The following is a 14466-nucleotide window of genomic DNA, read 5'->3' on the forward strand; positions in this document are numbered from 1 at the left end:
GAGTTTATCTGCAATGACTTTCGGTCCATGCGGCCATATTGTCGGATGCCCATGGCATAGTCGACAACATGTTCGAAGAGCGGGTGGAAGCAGCGTTCCGGGGTCTGGGGGTGTCGACCCCGAGTCTGCTACGCCCGCGCGAACTCACCACGTCGATGCAACAGCTCGCCCAGGTGAAAGGTCTTGCCGCGTGGTCTGAATACGCAACTGCTGCCGAGATACATCGCCAGTTGGCCGAACCCACGGCCGAGGTCGACGTGCGCCAACTCGACGGGTGGGCGCAATGCTCAGCACGGGTCGGAGCCGCGCTAGGAGTCACAACAGGATTGGCAGACAGTATCATTCGACGTGGCCTGGCATTGCGCGAACGACTGCCGCAGGTGAACGACGCACTCCGCGCCGGCCGGGTCGCGCCCCACCACATCGGTGATATCGTCTCGCGCACCGAACTGGTCGACGGCATGCCGTGGTCGGCGTCGGTGGACGCAGAGATCGCCGAGATGTTGTGGCGCGATGGCGCCTGGTCCACAGACCGGATGCGCAACATGGTCGATCAAATCGTCTTCCGCCACGACCCCGAAGGCGTCCGCGAGCGACGGGCCCGGGCCAAGGACGGCCGGAACTTCAAACGCTACGCGACCGCCGACGGGATGGCTGATGTGGTGGCGTCGATGACCGCCGAGAACGCCCTGCTTTTGGAGAAGAGGGTGCAGCAGTTGGCCTCTCAGGTCTGCGGGAACGATCCTCGCACGACGCCGCAGCGCTTGTCGGATGCGATGTTCTGCGCCACCATGGACGTCGACTTCCTCTGCCAATGCGGAGACTGCGAGGGCTGCGAGTTCGCGCGCACCGACGACAGCGACAGCGGCACCGGTGACAATGGCGGCGCCCAGTTCGTGGTTCACGTCGTGATGGATCAGGCGACAGTGGAAGGGCGCGCCAACAACGCGGCGCTGATGGACGGTCATGGAGTCATCTCCGGGGACCACGCCCGTGAGATCGCCCGCCGACCCGACGCACGTTTGGCTCCCCTCGGTGGCGAGCTGGCGAAGGACGTCCTCGATCAACCGTCATCGGTGCCCGACTCCGCCGCCGATGACCTGCATACCCCTGCGGCGAAAGAACTGAGCCCGGAGGAGATGCTCGACGAGATCAAGCGCCTGGTCAAAGCCAAAGAAGACGCGAAACGTCCGGCAGGGGAGGTCGACGAGAAGACGTCGCCGAACACTGAACGAACAGTTGGCCTCGCACGCCCCGATGACGCGGATTCGCGGGCAGAGGCAGCGGAACGCTCAGAGCCAGAGCCAGAGCCAGAGCCAGAGCCAGAGCCAGAGCCGGAATCGGTCGGTGCAGGCGAGCGTCTGAACCGGGCCGAACGACGCCGGCTGCGGAAGCGGAAGACAGCTCTCCCGAGGTCCCAGCCGAGCAACGCCTACCGGTTGTCCGCTGCCCTCAACAGGTTTGTCCGGATCCGTGATGCCTACTGCACCTTCCCCGGCTGCCGGCGGCCTGCCTGGAGATCAGAAGCCGACCACACCGACGAATACGACCACGACAACCCGGCAGCCGGGGGACAAACCTGCGCCGAAGACACCAAGTGCCTGTGCAAGTTTCATCATCTGCTGAAGACATTCGGCAGCTGGATTGATCTTCAGGACACGGACGCGAACGGACGTACACGGATCGTCTTCATCAGTCCCGAAGGAGTTCGATTCCACGGACCGGCATGGTCCGGAGAAGACCTCTTCCCTGCGCTACTGGACATGACCTGGCGCGACCCCGGACCTCCCCGGGGTGCGCCACCTGACATGCCATCGCGTCGGCGAACCCGCCTCGCGGACAAATACGCCCGCCGCCGCGCAGAACGGAACCGCAACCGCCGACTCATCGAAACGCCCGAACCGCCGCCGCCTCCACCGGAACCGTCATCTGACCTCGACGGGCCGCCGCCTCCGTTCTAGCTCATCCGTGCCACTGGACGAGTACCTCGTCGCGAAATCGTTTGAGGTCGAGAATCTTCTGCTCCGTGGAGACGTCGCTCCCGCTGTAGAGGAGCCAAGGCATCGTCAGGATGTGGGTGACGCCTGCGGCCTCGGCGTGCCGGTAATGGTCGGCAGTGAAGGCATCGGTGAGGGGCGCGATGATGGAGAAGTCGGTGCCCGTTTGCCCGTACTCTTCACGCAGCTCGTGAAGGCGGCTGGTGGTGGCGATGGCTTCGTCCGTGGTCATGAGATCGCCGATCCAGCCGTCGTGGTGGGCGGCCCGGCGTAAGGCGCGTTCGGAGAGTCCTCCGATCAGGATCGGGATCCGCGGCGGCGTGGGTGACATCTCGACACGGGGCACGGTATAGCTCTCGCCGTCGAACTCGGTCCATCCGGGTGTCCACAGCGACCTCATCAGTTCGACGATCTCGTCGGTCCGCCTGCCGCGACCCTCGAACCGAGCCCCCATCAGCTCGAACTCGTCTCTACTCCAGCCCACCCCGAGGCCGAGTTCCACCCGGCCACCGCTGAGTACCGACGCCGTCCCGATGGCCTTCGCTGCGGTGAAGGGATCGCGCAACGCGGCGACGTACACCGTGTTCACGAATCGGAGCCGCCGGGTGCACTGGGCGAGGCTACCGATCAGGACCCACGGGTCAGGCCAATCCGTGAACCGATCCCAGCGCCGCGTTCCGTCGTCGGTGTATGGGTACGGCGTCGACATCTCCTCGAAATCGACGACATGGTCAGGTATTCCCAGCCCGTGATAGCCGAGTTCATCTGCTGCACGAGCAATTTGGAGGATCTCGGCAGTGGGGAGAAAGGCGGTGCTGATATAGAACTTCACAAAGTGGACAGTAGTCTATTTTTCGGCCCGGGCGGAATGTCCCCACTGGCTTACTGCCGTGGCGTCAGAATCCGAGGTCGCGTCCGATGAGGTCTTTCATGATCTCCGTGGTGCCACCGAAGATCGTCTGGATACGTACGTCCACATAGGCTCTGGCCACAGCGTATTCGTTCATGTACCCGTATCCGCCGTGCAGCTGCAAGCAGTTGTCGATGACCTTCTTACCCAGCTCGGTGCACCACCACTTCGCCTTGGCTGCGTCGACCGCGGTCAGCTCGCCGGCGACCACCCCCGCGAGGCAGCGGTCCACGAACTGCTCGGCGATGTCGAGTTCGGTGGACATCTCGGCGATGGTGAAACGGTTGGCCTGAAAAGAACCGATCGGCTGACCGAATGCCTTGCGGTCCTTGGCGTACCGGAGTGTCTCTTCATAGATCGCCCGGGCGCCGGCAATTGCCCCGATGGCGATCGACAGGCGTTCGGACGGAAGGTTCTGCATCAGATGGTAGAAACCCCGGTTCTCGGTTCCCAGTAGATTCGTCGCGGGAACGCGTACGTCGGTGAAGTGCAGTTCGGCGGTGTCCTGCGCCTTCTGTCCCATCTTGTCGAGCTTGCGGCCACGCTCGAAGCCAGGCATGTCCCGTTCGACCACCAGCAACGAGAAAGCCTTGTGCTTGGCGGCCGGGTCGGGGTCGGTGCGACAGACCACGATGACGAGGTCGGAGTTGATACCGGCGGAGATGAAGGTCTTGGATCCGTTGAGAACCCAGTCGTCGCCGTCCCGCTTCGCCGAGGTCTTGATCCCGGAGAGGTCGCTGCCCGCCCCGGGCTCACTCATGGCGATCGCTCCGATGATCTCGCCGGAGGCGAATCCCGGGAGCCACCGCTGTTTCTGTTCATCGGTGCCCAGTGACACCAGGTATGGCGCGACGATGTCGTTCTGGAGGCTGAAAGACGGTGACGCGGAACCGAATTTGGTCAGCTCCTCGACGATGACGGCGTTGAAGCGGAAGTCGTCGACCCCGCCGCCGCCGTACTCCTCGGGGATGTTGAAACCGATCAGCCCGACCTCGCCTCCCTTCTTGTACACCTCGCGGTCAACCTGTCCGTCGCGTTCCCAGGCGTCGGCGTAGGGCTTGATCTCGCGCTCGATGAAGTCTCGCGCCGTGGAGCGGAGCTGTTCGTGCTCGGTCTCGAAAACAAGTCTCTTCATCGAAGCTCTCCCGTGCCGGTGCGGTTGCGGCCACGGTCCGGCCAAAACCTGAGATCGGATTCATTTTACAGGTAGACTGCCGTCTTGGAATGAAAAGTAGAGTTTGTTCCATTGTGGGTAGAGTCCTGATGTGGCCGCTCGACTGGTCGGCCCGTAACGATGGGGATGGTCACGCAATGCAGACAGAAACGAAGATGAAGCTGCAGGCAGCTGCGGCAGCAGTCGTGGAGAAGTATCCGAGCTCGCCGCATGCGTTGGCGGAGCCACCCGCCGGGTCTGACCTCAAGCCGGTGATGGGCGACTTCGGTGCCCCTGGGATCGGCCACACGCTGGCCGGTCTCGCCGACCCACTGCGGGTCGCGAGGGACCGATACTCCGAGTTCGGGCCGGTGTCCTGGTCCGGTTCGCTCGGGATGAGGATAGTGAATCTGGTGGGCCCCGAAGCCCTCCAGCAGGTCTGGTCCAACCGCGACAAGGCGTTCTCCAGTGAAGAGGGCTGGGAACCGATGATCGGACCGTTCTTCCGCCGCGGAGTGATGCTGATGGATTTCGACGAGCACCTGCACCACCGGCGGATCCTGCAACAGGCCTTCACCCGGCCGCGGCTCGTCGCGTATCTCGACATGATGACGTCGCGGATCGTGGCGACCATGGATGCCTGGGAGCCGGCACCTGACTTCCCGGTCTACACCCGGAGCAAGGAGATGCTCCTGGCGATCGCGACCGAGGTCTTCGTCGGCGCCCAACTGGGGCCGGAGGCGTCCAAGCTCGAGCATGCCTTCGAAGATGCCGTCAAAGGTGGGCAGGCGATCGTCCGGGCCAACATGCCCGGTGGCACCTGGTCGAAGGGTCTGAAAGGGCGGCGAGTTCTGCAGGAGTACTTCCGTTCCGAGCTGCCCGCACGTCGTGCCGGCGACGGTGATGACCTCTTCAGCGTGCTGTGTCACAGCGAGAGCGACGATGGGCACACCTTTTCCGACGAGGACATCGTCAACCACATGATCTTCGCGATGATGGCGGCGCACGACACCAGCACGCTCGCGGTGTCGATGCTCACGTACTACCTGGGGTTGAATCCGGAGTGGCAGGAACGGCTCCGCGCCGAGTCGTTGGCGCTGGGCAAACCGACCCTCGAGTACGGCGACCTCGATTCGCTGCCGAGTCTCGACCTGGCCTTCAAAGAAGCCCTGCGATTGAATGCCCCGGTCGGCATGCTGTTCCGAAAGACGGTGAAAGACACCGATGTGATGGGTCACTTCATCCCTGAGGGGACGTTGGTCTCGATCAACCCCTACGCCACCATGCGGATCGACGACTTCTGGCACGACCCCGACGTGTTCGATCCCGAGCGATTCACCCCCGAGCGGGCCGAGGACAAATCTCATCGGTTCGCATGGGCGCCGTTCGGCGGTGGCGCACACAAGTGCATCGGCCTGTACTTCGGTGGCATGACGGTGAAGGCCACCATGCACCAGCTCCTCCAGCGATTCGAGTGGAGTGTGCCCGACGACTATGTGATGCCGCTGGTCTGGGGCACCGGGCCGACGCCTGCGGACGGCCTGCCGATCACCCTGCGCCGCAGGACCACCGATCGGGTGACGTCATGAGGAGGCACCGATGAGGGCGATCGCGAACCGGGAAGTCTGTGAGGGCCACGGGATCTGCGAGTCGATCGCGCCCGAGGTGTTCCAGGTCGACGACGACGGGGAGGTGTCGGTCTTGGCCGACCACCCGCCCGAATCGGAAGCAAACGCCGTCCGTCTTGCCGTGGACAGCTGCCCCGTTGCCGCATTGCTCGTCGAGGAGTGAACCCGAGGACTGTTCAGCCCATGTGCTGTAACAGCGCTCGCGCGGCAGCGACGACCGTCGAGCGATCATGGGTGATCGCATAGGAGAACTCGCGACCCGGCTCGCCATCGTCGCCCAGATCGTATGCGATCAGCGCCGCGAAGAAATGCCTACCCAAGACGATCACCGTCCACTCGCGTGCCAGCGGATGGTCGTCCGGGATGGCGGTGCCACGCACACCGGGTGATGGTTCGGATGGCATGTCTACGGCGACGACCGCGACAAGTGAGTTCGACGCGGCCAGGTCGCCGTATCGCTGCTCGTCTGCGCCGGAGAAGTGTTCCGACCGTTGAAAACTCGCCAGAATCGTCAACGGTTCCCCGGAGGCGAGTGCCTGCACCTCGAAGTAGCGCGAGTAGCGCACCAGGACGGGGCGGGTCGCGACACGGGGCTGGGCGGTATCGAGCAAGTCGGATGGTTTCGCCGGGATGCGCAGAGGATCTCCACTGAGATGCACCCGCCGCGTCGCGGGCACCGGTGGCCAACGCGTCGGTGGCAGTTCCGCGGGCCTACCCAGAAGCCATCCCTGCCCGAGAGTCGCGCCGATGTCGACGGCGCGCTGCCGGTGGATCTCGGTCTCGATTCCTTCGGCGAGGATCACCGCGCCGGTCGCCTCGGCATAGGCGGCCACAGCCATGATGATGTGCAGTTGCTCGTGGCTGGGTGAATCCGCGATGAGGGACCTGTCGAGTTTGACCACGTCCGGAGCGATCAGCGACAGCAGTGTCAGGGAATCGGCGTTGCGCCCGACGTCGTCGAGAGCAATGCCGAGTCCACGCCGTCGGGCATCGGCGACCACGTTCAGCAACTGCGCCGGGTCGGAGAGAAGTGCCCGCTCTGTCAACTCCAGTACCACCCGGAGACCGGTGGTCGAAGTGTCGAAAATGTTCCCCGACTCCGGCGGCCGCTCGATGAGTGCGTCGGGTTCGACGTTGACGAAGATCGTCATCCCGTCGTCGAGGTAGCCCAGAGCGGTCACGGTGTCGAGCGAGGCATTGCGGCATGCCCGGTCGACCTCGGAGACGCGACCGAGTGCCCGGGACCGTTCGATGACAAAGGACGGATCGACCCCCGGCGCGTGCGGCCACCGGGCCAGTGCCTCGGCTCCGACCACCGAATCGGTCCGCAGGTCGACGATCGGCTGGTACAGCGGGCGAACCTGCTGTACCGAGGCCGTGGACCGCAGAACGCGTTCGACCAGGACCTCTTGCATGAGATCCGAGCGCAGCGGGCCAGAGGGCTGCACGGGGTCGTCCCCTGGATTTCCCACGGACACCGGCTTTCCGGTTGGTCGCCCTCGAACGAAATGATTGACAAATCATCGACGCGCTGGTCTCACGATAGTCCGCGCACGCCGGGAGGGAGCGTAAACGGTGCGCTGGACGCGGCTGCCACCGGGGCGAGAGGTGCACACTGGAGAGCAACCCGTCGACAGGAGACACCCATGAGCAACAACGGACCGTTCGGATTCGACCCCGACGATCTCGACCGCATCGCCCGCGAGGCCAGTGAGGGCTTCCGCGACATGTTGGGTCAGGTGGCCAAGGGGATGGGCCAATCGGGAGGCGGGGGAAACCCGCTCGCGGCGATGTTCGGCGAGTCGATGTTCCGGGGCGCCACCCAGCAGACCAGGCAACCGGCGCCGACGCGCGAGACGACCGGGGAGACCGGTGACGGCGTGTGGACCATCTACACCGTCGATGACGATGGGACTGCCCGCATCGACCAGGTCTTCTCCACCGAACTCGACGCCTTGCGCGCGCACAAGGACAACGTCGACGTGCGCCGCCGCGTTCGCTTCTTGCCCTATGGTGTCTCGGTCGGAGTGCTCGACGACGGCGAGTCGTGAGCTAGCCGTCGGCTCGACCCGGCGACCTTCCAGCTTTCCGGAAGGCCGTGGCGACACCCACGGCGCCGACGATCAGCAGGACGATACCTAGCGGTTGGCCACGGAACGAGAAGAACTCTGTGTCCCGGAAGAACAGCAGTAGCACGATGCCCGCGCCCTAGATCCAACCGTGATTGCGGGCTTTGAGCGCCGCCTCGTAACGGTTGGACGCGCCCAGCTTGGCCATCGCCGAGGACAGGTAATTGCGGGCTGTTCCGGGGGACAGGTGCGCACGTTTCGCGATCTCGTCTACCGAGGCGCCGTCGATGGCGAACTCCAGGACGTCGGCCTCGCGGGCGGTGAGGATGGTGTCGCCCGCACTGATGGCCTCGGCGGCCAACTGTGGGTCGACGTGGCGGCCACCGTTGTGGACGGTGCGGATCACCTCGGCCAGGGTCGCCGCTGATGCCGTCTTCGGAAGGAACCCGCGGACGCCCGCGGTCAATGCCCTCTTCAGATAGCCCGGTCGGCCGTGGCTGGTGACGATCAGGATCCCTGCGCCCGGGGTGAGTGACAGGATCTCGATGGCGGTGTCGATGCCGTCCAGACCCGGCATCTGAAGGTCGATCACCGCGACCGCCACGGCCTCGTCGTCGGCGATGCGGGCGCGCCAAGCGGTGAGAAGCTCCTCGCCGGAATCGACGTGAGTGACGACCTCGAGGTCGTCCTCGAGGTCGAGCAGCGCGGCCATCGCAGAGCGGATGAGGGTTTCGTCATCGGCCAGGAGTACTGGAATCATCTTTCTCCCATAGTATTTCGAGCTTGAAACCGTCGCCGGTGACAGTGGTGTCGAGACGTGCACCGACGGCGGCGAGTCGCTCGGCGAGCCCGACGAGCCCGGAACGTTCATCGGTGGCAGGCGATGCATCGGGGGCACCGTTGTTGCGCAACGACATTCCGCCGTCGCCGAGGGTGAGTGTCGCGGACGTCGCGGCCGAGTGTTTGACGATGTTCGTGGTGCCCTCACGAACCACCCACGCGGCGACCTCGTGGAACGCCGTGGGCACTTTCGCCGGGTCGCCCTCGACGACGAGGTCGCAGCCGGCCGCCGCCAACAGCGAACGGGCGCCCGCGACCTCGGACTCGAGGTCTATGCCGCGATAGCCCCGCACGAGTTCCCGCATCTGGTCCATCGATTCGACGGCGAGCGCTTTGACCTCGTCGATCTCCGCGGTCGCGCGCTCGGCTGCTCCCGCTCGGGAAAGCGTCGCCGCCAGTTCACTTTTCACCGCAATCGACGAGAAGCTACGCCCGACCACGTCGTGGAGGTCGCGGGCGAAACGCAGCCGTTCCTCGGCCACTTGCAGCCTGGCCTCGACGGTCTTGGTGCGTTCCAGCTCATCGACCACCTTCAGTCCCCACAGTGTGAGCAGTGTGGTCAAGACGATGAAGCCGCCGGTGGCGAAGATGACCGCGGTCAGTTGCACCCCCGCGGTCACCGTCGATCCGAATCCGAAGCCGGTCGCGATGCTGATGGCCGCCAGGACCCACCATGTGTGGCGCGTGAACGACACCACCGACAATGTCGCCAGCAGTGTGACGTAGGTGCCGGTCGTCCGTGCCGCATCGAGCGTGGCGTCGTCGGTTGCGCGATTCGCGACGGTCGCACAGATCGTCCACGCGATGATCGGCGCCCCGATGCCGATCGGTAATGCCCAGCGCCGCAATATTTTCGGCGACCAGGAGGACAGCTCAGGCTGAGCCTGGATGGCCACGATGGCGGCGATGCCGACCACGGCGATCATTGCCGCCGACCAGCGAACGTCGATGGCGGCGATCGCCGCAACGACCGCCACCACGGCAGTGGCCCCCTGGAGCGTGAGGAGCGTGTACAACCGGAACTTGTCCGGCGCAGACAGCTCACGCCACCAGGAAGTCACCGACACGACTGGGTTCACCTGCGGTCGTCCCACCGGAAGCTTGTCGCGATCACGGCGAGCGTCAGCACGGTCCATAGACCCAGTGTCGCAAGAGGCTGGCCCATCTCCGTGAAGGTACCCGCGAAGTCCGTCGGCGCGGTGGCCTCATCGGCCGTGGCGAGCTTGCCTGAGGCGCCGAGCGAGATGAGGTCTGACAAGGCGGCGAACGGGGTCCAGTCGACTATTCCTGCCATCCGGTCTGGTAACACGTCGCGAATGGAGGTGAGACCGACGAACGCGAGGATCATGACCGGCATCGACGTGATCTGCGCTGCCTCGGCGTTCTTGGTGAAGGCACTGGTGGCCAGACCCAGTAGCGAGAAGACGATGATGCCTGCGACCAGCGCGATCACCAGGGCTGCCGCGTTGATCGGTGCCGGAGAACCCGCACCATAGATCACGCCGACGACAACGCCGCCGCCGATGACGGTGAGCAGCGCGCTGGGTACCGCCGGGGCGGCCTGGATCTGCCAGTCCGAGGCCTCACCTGTGCGTAGGCGTTTGAGCACCCCCTCGCCGCGGCGGGTGGTGATCAGCGACAGGACCGAGTAGTACTGCACGAACAGAAATGCCATCAGCGCGAACATCTCCAGCCCGTTGGTCGCGACCTCGGCAGCGCTGGTTCCGGATGTGTTGCGGGTCAGGAAGAACGTGATCAGCGGCAACGCGACCGGAAACACCGTGCCCATGATCACGAGCGTCTTGTTGCGACGGAACTGGCGGTACTCGGCCTTGGACAGGGCGGTCAGGGGACGTCGGCCGAATCCGACGCCCGCGGTGGTGGGTGGGCTCATGGTGGTCATCGTGATGCTCCGATCATGTCGGGGGTGGGTGCCGATGGGTCGGCAGGGTCGTCGGCGATGTCGAGGAACACCGACTCGAGTGAGGCTGCGCGTGCTTCGAGACCGTTCAGCTGCAGTCGGTGCGCGCCGGCCCAGGCCAGCAGCTCGGACAGATGTGCCTGGAGGTCGTGGGTGTAGATCGTCACTCGCGACTGCGCGTCGATGCCCGCGTCTTGAAGCGGTGGCAAGGGCAATCCCGGGTGATCGAACACGATGCGTGCCGGGTGCTGGTCGACGATCTCGCGCAGCGATCCGCGGCGGGCGATCTGCCCCTTGTGCATGATCGCGATGGTGTCGGCGAGGGCCTCGGCCTCGTCGAGATAGTGGGTGGTCAGGACCATCGTGACGCCGGCGGCTTTGAGGCCGGCGAGCAGACGCCACGTGGCGCGGCGACTCTCCGGGTCGAGCCCGGTGGTGGGTTCATCGAGGAAGAGCAGCCGCGGCTGCCCGAGCAGGGCGCAGGCCAGGTCGACCCGTCGCCTCTCGCCGCCGGACAACGATCCGACCCGGACGTTCGCACGGTCGGTGAGATTGACCTGTTCGAGTACCGCTTCGGCGGTCGTGGGGTTGCTACAGGTGCCGCGCCACATCTCCAGGGTCTCGGTGATGGTCAGCTCCGCGGGCAGGCCGCCGGACTGCAGCATGATGCCGACCTGCGGGCGGACCAGCTTGCGGTCCTTGCGAGGGTCCAGGCCGAAGACGGCCACATCACCCTCCGTGGGGGCTTCGAGGCCTTCCAGGAGGTCGAATGTCGAGGTCTTGCCCGCGCCGTTCGTGCCGAGGAGGGCGAACACCTCGCCTTCCGCAACGTCGAGATCGATGCCCTTGACCGCCTCGAATGCGGAGTCGCCCTGGCCGTAAACCCGGCGTAGGCCGCGTGCGGAGATCACGTTGCTCATCGCGAACCCCACTTCCGGCTGCCGACGGCCCAGCGGATCGCAAAGTTCGTGGCGATCGCTGCTGCGGCGATCGCCACGAAGACGATCGGCGCTGCCGCGACCGCTGCGATGATCCCGAACAACACGAAGGTGCTGATGATGACAGCTACTTCGCGGGGTCGGGTCGGGGCCGGACCGAAGCGCATCGAATCCGACAGGAGATTGCCCAGTGGTGAGTCGTTCTGTGTTGTGGTCATGGCAATAACCCTGGTCGAGTTCAGCCGCGGACAGTAGTGCCCGCGATCATCGATAAAGCCTGGTTGTTGCACTACTGAGCCATGACAAAAGTCATCGGATGCACGGCGTCTCGGTGCCGCGACGCCTGACTTGTGTTCACCACCTGTCGCGGCGGGAAGCTTGGGGCTACTATGGGGAGAGGAACGCTCTCATTTTCGAGAATATCGATTTCTTGAGGGCGCCGGAGACAGTCGGCGACCACGCCTCGCATGAGGGGTGGCGCATCGCAACAGAGCGTCAAGAGAGGCTGAAGATGTCATCCAACGAACAACAGCACGAAGCCGAGTCGAAAGAGGCTGTCGATGCTGCACTCGCGCCGGCGACGCCGGGAGCGGAGAACCTGGGCTCGCAGGATGGCCCGACCGCAACCGCCGGTTCGGGATCACGAGATGAAGAGGTGCTGGCTCCTGCCACCCCCGGGGCGGAAGGCTTGGGGACGCCGGAGGGCGAATCGGGAGAAGGCCGTTGACCAAGAGTTCTCCTCGCCCGCGCCGGTCCACCTTGGCGGTACCCGGCTCGAGTCTGAAGATGATCGACAAAGCCCGAGCGCTGAGGTCTGACGCGCTCTTTCTCGATCTCGAGGATGCGTGTGCCCCGGCGGCGAAACCGGCCGGCCGCGAGAACATCGTGAGGTCTCTCAACGAAGGCGGATTCGGAGACCGGGTTCGCACGGTGCGAATCAACGACTGGACCACCGAGTGGACGTACCGCGACGTCGTCGATGTCGTGGGTGGGGCCGGTGCCAACCTCGACTGCCTCATGCTGCCGAAAACTCAAGACGCAGCTCAGGTTCAGGCGTTGGACCTACTCGTCACCCAGATCGAGAAGGCGGAGGGTCTCGAGGTCGGCCGGATCGGGTTCGAGATCCAGATCGAGAACGCCAAAGGGCTTCTGGCCCTTGACGCCATCGCTGGGGCCAGCCCCCGCATCGAGACCTTGATCTTCGGGCCCGCCGACTTCATGGCGTCGATTCAGATGAAGTCACTCGTCGTCGGCGAGCAACCGCCCGGATACGACGTCGGGGACGCCTACCACCACATCCTGATGAGCATCCTGATGGCCGCGCGCGCGCACGATCTGCAGGCCATCGACGGCCCGTACCTCGCGATCAAAGACCTCGATGGCTTCAGGCGTGTGGCCGGGCGGGCGGCCGCGCTCGGATATGACGGCAAATGGGCCCTCCATCCGACGCAGATCGACGATCTCAACGAGATCTTCAGTCCGCGCCAAGAAGACTTCGATCACGCCGAGAACATCCTCGACGCGTACGCGTGGTGCACATCCGAATCGGGTGGTGCGCGTGGGGCAGCGATGCTCGGCGACGAGATGATCGACGAAGCATCCCGAAAGATGGCATTGGTGATCTCGGCCAAGGGTCGGGTAGCGGGGATGGAGCGGCTGGACCGGTGGGTGGCTCCGGCATGAGGGTCTTGTCTGATATATCAATTAAAGCATAATATATCGATATGACTACCGCAGAGCACTTCAAAGCAGCGTTTCGCGCTCACCCGGGCGGGGTGTCGGTGATCACCGCCGACGCCGGCCGGGGACCGGTCGCTCTGACCGCCACCTCGGTGTCGTCGGTCAGCGTCGATCCGCCGCTGCTGATGTTCTCGGTGTCGCATCAGTCGTCGAGCACTCCTACGATCCGGGCGGCCGAGACCGTCGTGGTTCACCTTCTGGGAGTCGATGAGCTGCCGATAGCCAAGCTGGGCGCGACTAGCGGAGTCGATCGGTTCGCCGACAAGTCCATCTGGTCGCGGCTGCCCACCGGTGAACCCCACTTTCCGTCGGCGCGGACCTGGATTCGGGGGAAGGTCATCGGGCAGATGGATGCTGGTAGTTCGGCCGTGATCGCTGTGGAAGCGCTCGAGATCAAGGATATGAAGGACGAATGCTCAAGTGCCCCATTGGTTTATCATGATCGAACGTGGCACGTGCTCGGCGCTGCGTCCCGGGTCGAGTAGAGCCGGGAGTGTCGATGGCGCCCGGACCACTTTCATTGCGTAGGCGTGGGGCCCTGGCGGTGGATGTGGGCGCTGAGCAGCTCGGCGGGCCCGCGGAAGTGGTCTTCGCTGACCCGGCGCGCTGTGGAGCCGTCGCGCGCGGCGAGGGCGGCGACAAGGGCGTCGTGATCGTCCAGCGAGCACGGAACCTGTTCGGGGAACAGCTCGAAGAACCGCCGGGGAATCATGCGCCCGGCGTCGCCGAGCATCGCCTGCAGTCGGGGCGAGCCGCAGGCTTTGTTGATCTCGCGATGAAAAAGCCAGTTCAAGGTGGCGATATCGTCGCCGGCTTGGACCGCGACGTGTATCTCTCGGTTCAGTTCTCGGACACGGAGCAGATCGCGAGGCCCGATCTTCTCTGCCGCCCATTGGGCCGCGACGCCGGACAGTGCCGCCATGATCGTGAAGTTTTCCATCGTGGTCTCGGCAGAGACCCCGATGACCGTGACCCCACTGCGTTGGGCGACCCGCACGAGCCCCTCTTGCGCCAGGGTCAGGCACGCTTCCCGTACCGGGGTCCGGCTGGTACCGAATTCCGTGGCGTACGAATCGAGGTCGATTCGGTCGCCGGCGGAGAGCAATCCGGAAAGGATGCGGTCGCGCAGAACGTCGCCGACGCGTTCGCGTTCGGTTCGTCGGCCGGCACCGCCGTCGCGAACTTCGCCGACTACCCAGGGGCCATTGTCGCCTCGACTCACCACGCACTTCCTTTTCTAACCGGTCCGTCGCCTTTTCTTGCCTGCCCG

General features: G+C 64.8%; 16 protein-coding genes. 7 read left to right on the forward strand and 9 right to left on the reverse strand.

Annotated features, from left to right (window positions below):
- Positions 1–68 precede the first annotated feature (68 nt).
- Complete coding sequence (locus J3S28_RS16295) at positions 69–1961, forward strand: HNH endonuclease signature motif containing protein (protein ID WP_207841749.1); 1893 nt, start codon at positions 69–71, stop codon at positions 1959–1961.
- Position 1962: 1 nt separating this feature from the next.
- Here J3S28_RS16295 and J3S28_RS16300 read toward each other — a convergent pair whose 3' ends face one another.
- Both J3S28_RS16300 and J3S28_RS16305 read right to left on the reverse strand, forming a co-directional pair.
- Entirely contained in the window at positions 1963–2829 is an 867-nt protein-coding gene (locus tag J3S28_RS16300) for a TIGR03619 family F420-dependent LLM class oxidoreductase (protein ID WP_207841750.1), read from the reverse strand.
- A 64-nt stretch (positions 2830–2893) separates the two neighbouring features.
- Positions 2894–4042, reverse strand: a complete 1149-nt coding sequence (locus J3S28_RS16305; protein ID WP_207841751.1) for an acyl-CoA dehydrogenase family protein — start codon at positions 4040–4042, stop codon at positions 2894–2896.
- 176 nt (positions 4043–4218) lie between these two features.
- On the opposite strand from J3S28_RS16305, the gene J3S28_RS16310 reads away from it, so the two are divergent.
- Positions 4219–5649 (forward strand): cytochrome P450, encoded by a 1431-nt coding sequence (locus J3S28_RS16310; RefSeq protein WP_207841752.1) that lies wholly within the window; start codon positions 4219–4221, stop codon positions 5647–5649.
- Between the two features lie 10 nt (positions 5650–5659).
- Complete coding sequence (locus J3S28_RS16315) at positions 5660–5851, forward strand: ferredoxin (RefSeq protein WP_207841753.1); 192 nt, start codon at positions 5660–5662, stop codon at positions 5849–5851.
- A gap of 13 nt (positions 5852–5864) precedes the next feature.
- Here the strand turns inward: J3S28_RS16315 and J3S28_RS16320 are convergent, their stop codons facing one another.
- A complete protein-coding gene (locus J3S28_RS16320) occupies positions 5865–7136 on the reverse strand; it encodes a sensor domain-containing phosphodiesterase (protein ID WP_207841754.1) in 1272 nt (423 codons plus the stop codon).
- A gap of 198 nt (positions 7137–7334) precedes the next feature.
- Between J3S28_RS16320 and J3S28_RS16325 the strand changes: the two genes are divergently transcribed.
- A complete protein-coding gene (locus tag J3S28_RS16325) occupies positions 7335–7739 on the forward strand; it encodes an Rv0313 family protein (protein ID WP_207841755.1) in 405 nt (134 codons plus the stop codon).
- A gap of 157 nt (positions 7740–7896) precedes the next feature.
- Here the strand turns inward: J3S28_RS16325 and J3S28_RS16330 are convergent, their stop codons facing one another.
- From J3S28_RS16330 to J3S28_RS16350, 5 genes are read right to left on the reverse strand one after another with little or no spacing between them, the layout of a single operon-like run.
- A complete protein-coding gene (locus J3S28_RS16330; RefSeq protein ID WP_207841756.1) occupies positions 7897–8517 on the reverse strand; it encodes a response regulator transcription factor in 621 nt (206 codons plus the stop codon).
- The gene (locus J3S28_RS16335) at positions 8492–9733 is read right to left on the reverse strand and encodes a sensor histidine kinase (RefSeq protein WP_207841757.1); all 1242 of its coding nucleotides are present in this window, start codon (positions 9731–9733) and stop codon (positions 8492–8494) included. Before J3S28_RS16335 ends, J3S28_RS16330 begins: the two co-directional genes overlap by 26 nt.
- Entirely contained in the window at positions 9673–10491 is an 819-nt protein-coding gene (locus tag J3S28_RS16340; RefSeq protein WP_307797193.1) for an ABC transporter permease, read from the reverse strand. Before J3S28_RS16340 ends, J3S28_RS16335 begins: the two co-directional genes overlap by 61 nt.
- 5 nt (positions 10492–10496) lie before the next feature.
- On the reverse strand, positions 10497–11438 hold the full coding sequence (locus J3S28_RS16345) for an ABC transporter ATP-binding protein (protein ID WP_207841759.1): 942 nt from the start codon (positions 11436–11438) through the stop codon (positions 10497–10499).
- Positions 11435–11674, reverse strand: coding sequence for a hypothetical protein (locus J3S28_RS16350; protein WP_207841760.1), 240 nt, complete (start codon positions 11672–11674; stop codon positions 11435–11437). Before J3S28_RS16350 ends, J3S28_RS16345 begins: the two co-directional genes overlap by 4 nt.
- A 293-nt stretch (positions 11675–11967) precedes the next feature.
- On the opposite strand from J3S28_RS16350, the gene J3S28_RS16355 reads away from it, so the two are divergent.
- The 3 genes from J3S28_RS16355 to J3S28_RS16365 are packed head-to-tail and all read left to right on the forward strand — an operon-like array spanning position 11968 to position 13681.
- Positions 11968–12183 (forward strand): hypothetical protein, encoded by a 216-nt coding sequence (locus J3S28_RS16355; RefSeq protein ID WP_207841761.1) that lies wholly within the window; start codon positions 11968–11970, stop codon positions 12181–12183.
- A complete protein-coding gene (locus tag J3S28_RS16360) occupies positions 12180–13139 on the forward strand; it encodes an HpcH/HpaI aldolase/citrate lyase family protein (RefSeq protein WP_272874197.1) in 960 nt (319 codons plus the stop codon). The genes J3S28_RS16355 and J3S28_RS16360 overlap by 4 nt, the downstream gene beginning before the upstream one ends.
- A 41-nt stretch (positions 13140–13180) precedes the next feature.
- Positions 13181–13681 (forward strand): flavin reductase family protein, encoded by a 501-nt coding sequence (locus J3S28_RS16365; protein WP_207841762.1) that lies wholly within the window; start codon positions 13181–13183, stop codon positions 13679–13681.
- A 32-nt stretch (positions 13682–13713) separates the two neighbouring features.
- Here J3S28_RS16365 and J3S28_RS28770 read toward each other — a convergent pair whose 3' ends face one another.
- On the reverse strand, positions 13714–14418 hold the full coding sequence (locus J3S28_RS28770) for a GntR family transcriptional regulator (RefSeq protein ID WP_207841763.1): 705 nt from the start codon (positions 14416–14418) through the stop codon (positions 13714–13716).
- Positions 14419–14466 lie beyond the last annotated feature (48 nt).

This window comes from Williamsia soli, from assembly GCF_017377795.1.
Lineage (GTDB): Bacteria > Actinomycetota > Actinomycetes > Mycobacteriales > Mycobacteriaceae > Williamsia > Williamsia soli.

Bases quoted from the DNA above. Each gene is read 5' to 3' on its own strand.
- J3S28_RS16295 (WP_207841749.1), top strand. From the start codon at position 69: ATGTTCGAAGAGCGGGTGGAAGCAGCGTTCCGGGGTCTGGGGGTGTCG.
- J3S28_RS16305 (WP_207841751.1), bottom strand. From the start codon at position 4,042: ATGAAGAGACTTGTTTTCGAGACCGAGCACGAACAGCTCCGCTCCACG.
- J3S28_RS16310 (WP_207841752.1), top strand. From the start codon at position 4,219: ATGCAGACAGAAACGAAGATGAAGCTGCAGGCAGCTGCGGCAGCAGTC.
- J3S28_RS16315 (WP_207841753.1), top strand. From the start codon at position 5,660: ATGAGGGCGATCGCGAACCGGGAAGTCTGTGAGGGCCACGGGATCTGC.
- J3S28_RS16325 (WP_207841755.1), top strand. From the start codon at position 7,335: ATGAGCAACAACGGACCGTTCGGATTCGACCCCGACGATCTCGACCGC.
- J3S28_RS16330 (WP_207841756.1), bottom strand. From the start codon at position 8,517: ATGATTCCAGTACTCCTGGCCGATGACGAAACCCTCATCCGCTCTGCG.
- J3S28_RS16335 (WP_207841757.1), bottom strand. From the start codon at position 9,733: ATGGACCGTGCTGACGCTCGCCGTGATCGCGACAAGCTTCCGGTGGGA.
- J3S28_RS16340 (WP_307797193.1), bottom strand. From the start codon at position 10,491: ATGAGCCCACCCACCACCGCGGGCGTCGGATTCGGCCGACGTCCCCTG.
- J3S28_RS16345 (WP_207841759.1), bottom strand. From the start codon at position 11,438: ATGAGCAACGTGATCTCCGCACGCGGCCTACGCCGGGTTTACGGCCAG.
- J3S28_RS16350 (WP_207841760.1), bottom strand. From the start codon at position 11,674: ATGACCACAACACAGAACGACTCACCACTGGGCAATCTCCTGTCGGAT.
- J3S28_RS16355 (WP_207841761.1), top strand. From the start codon at position 11,968: ATGTCATCCAACGAACAACAGCACGAAGCCGAGTCGAAAGAGGCTGTC.
- J3S28_RS16365 (WP_207841762.1), top strand. From the start codon at position 13,181: ATGACTACCGCAGAGCACTTCAAAGCAGCGTTTCGCGCTCACCCGGGC.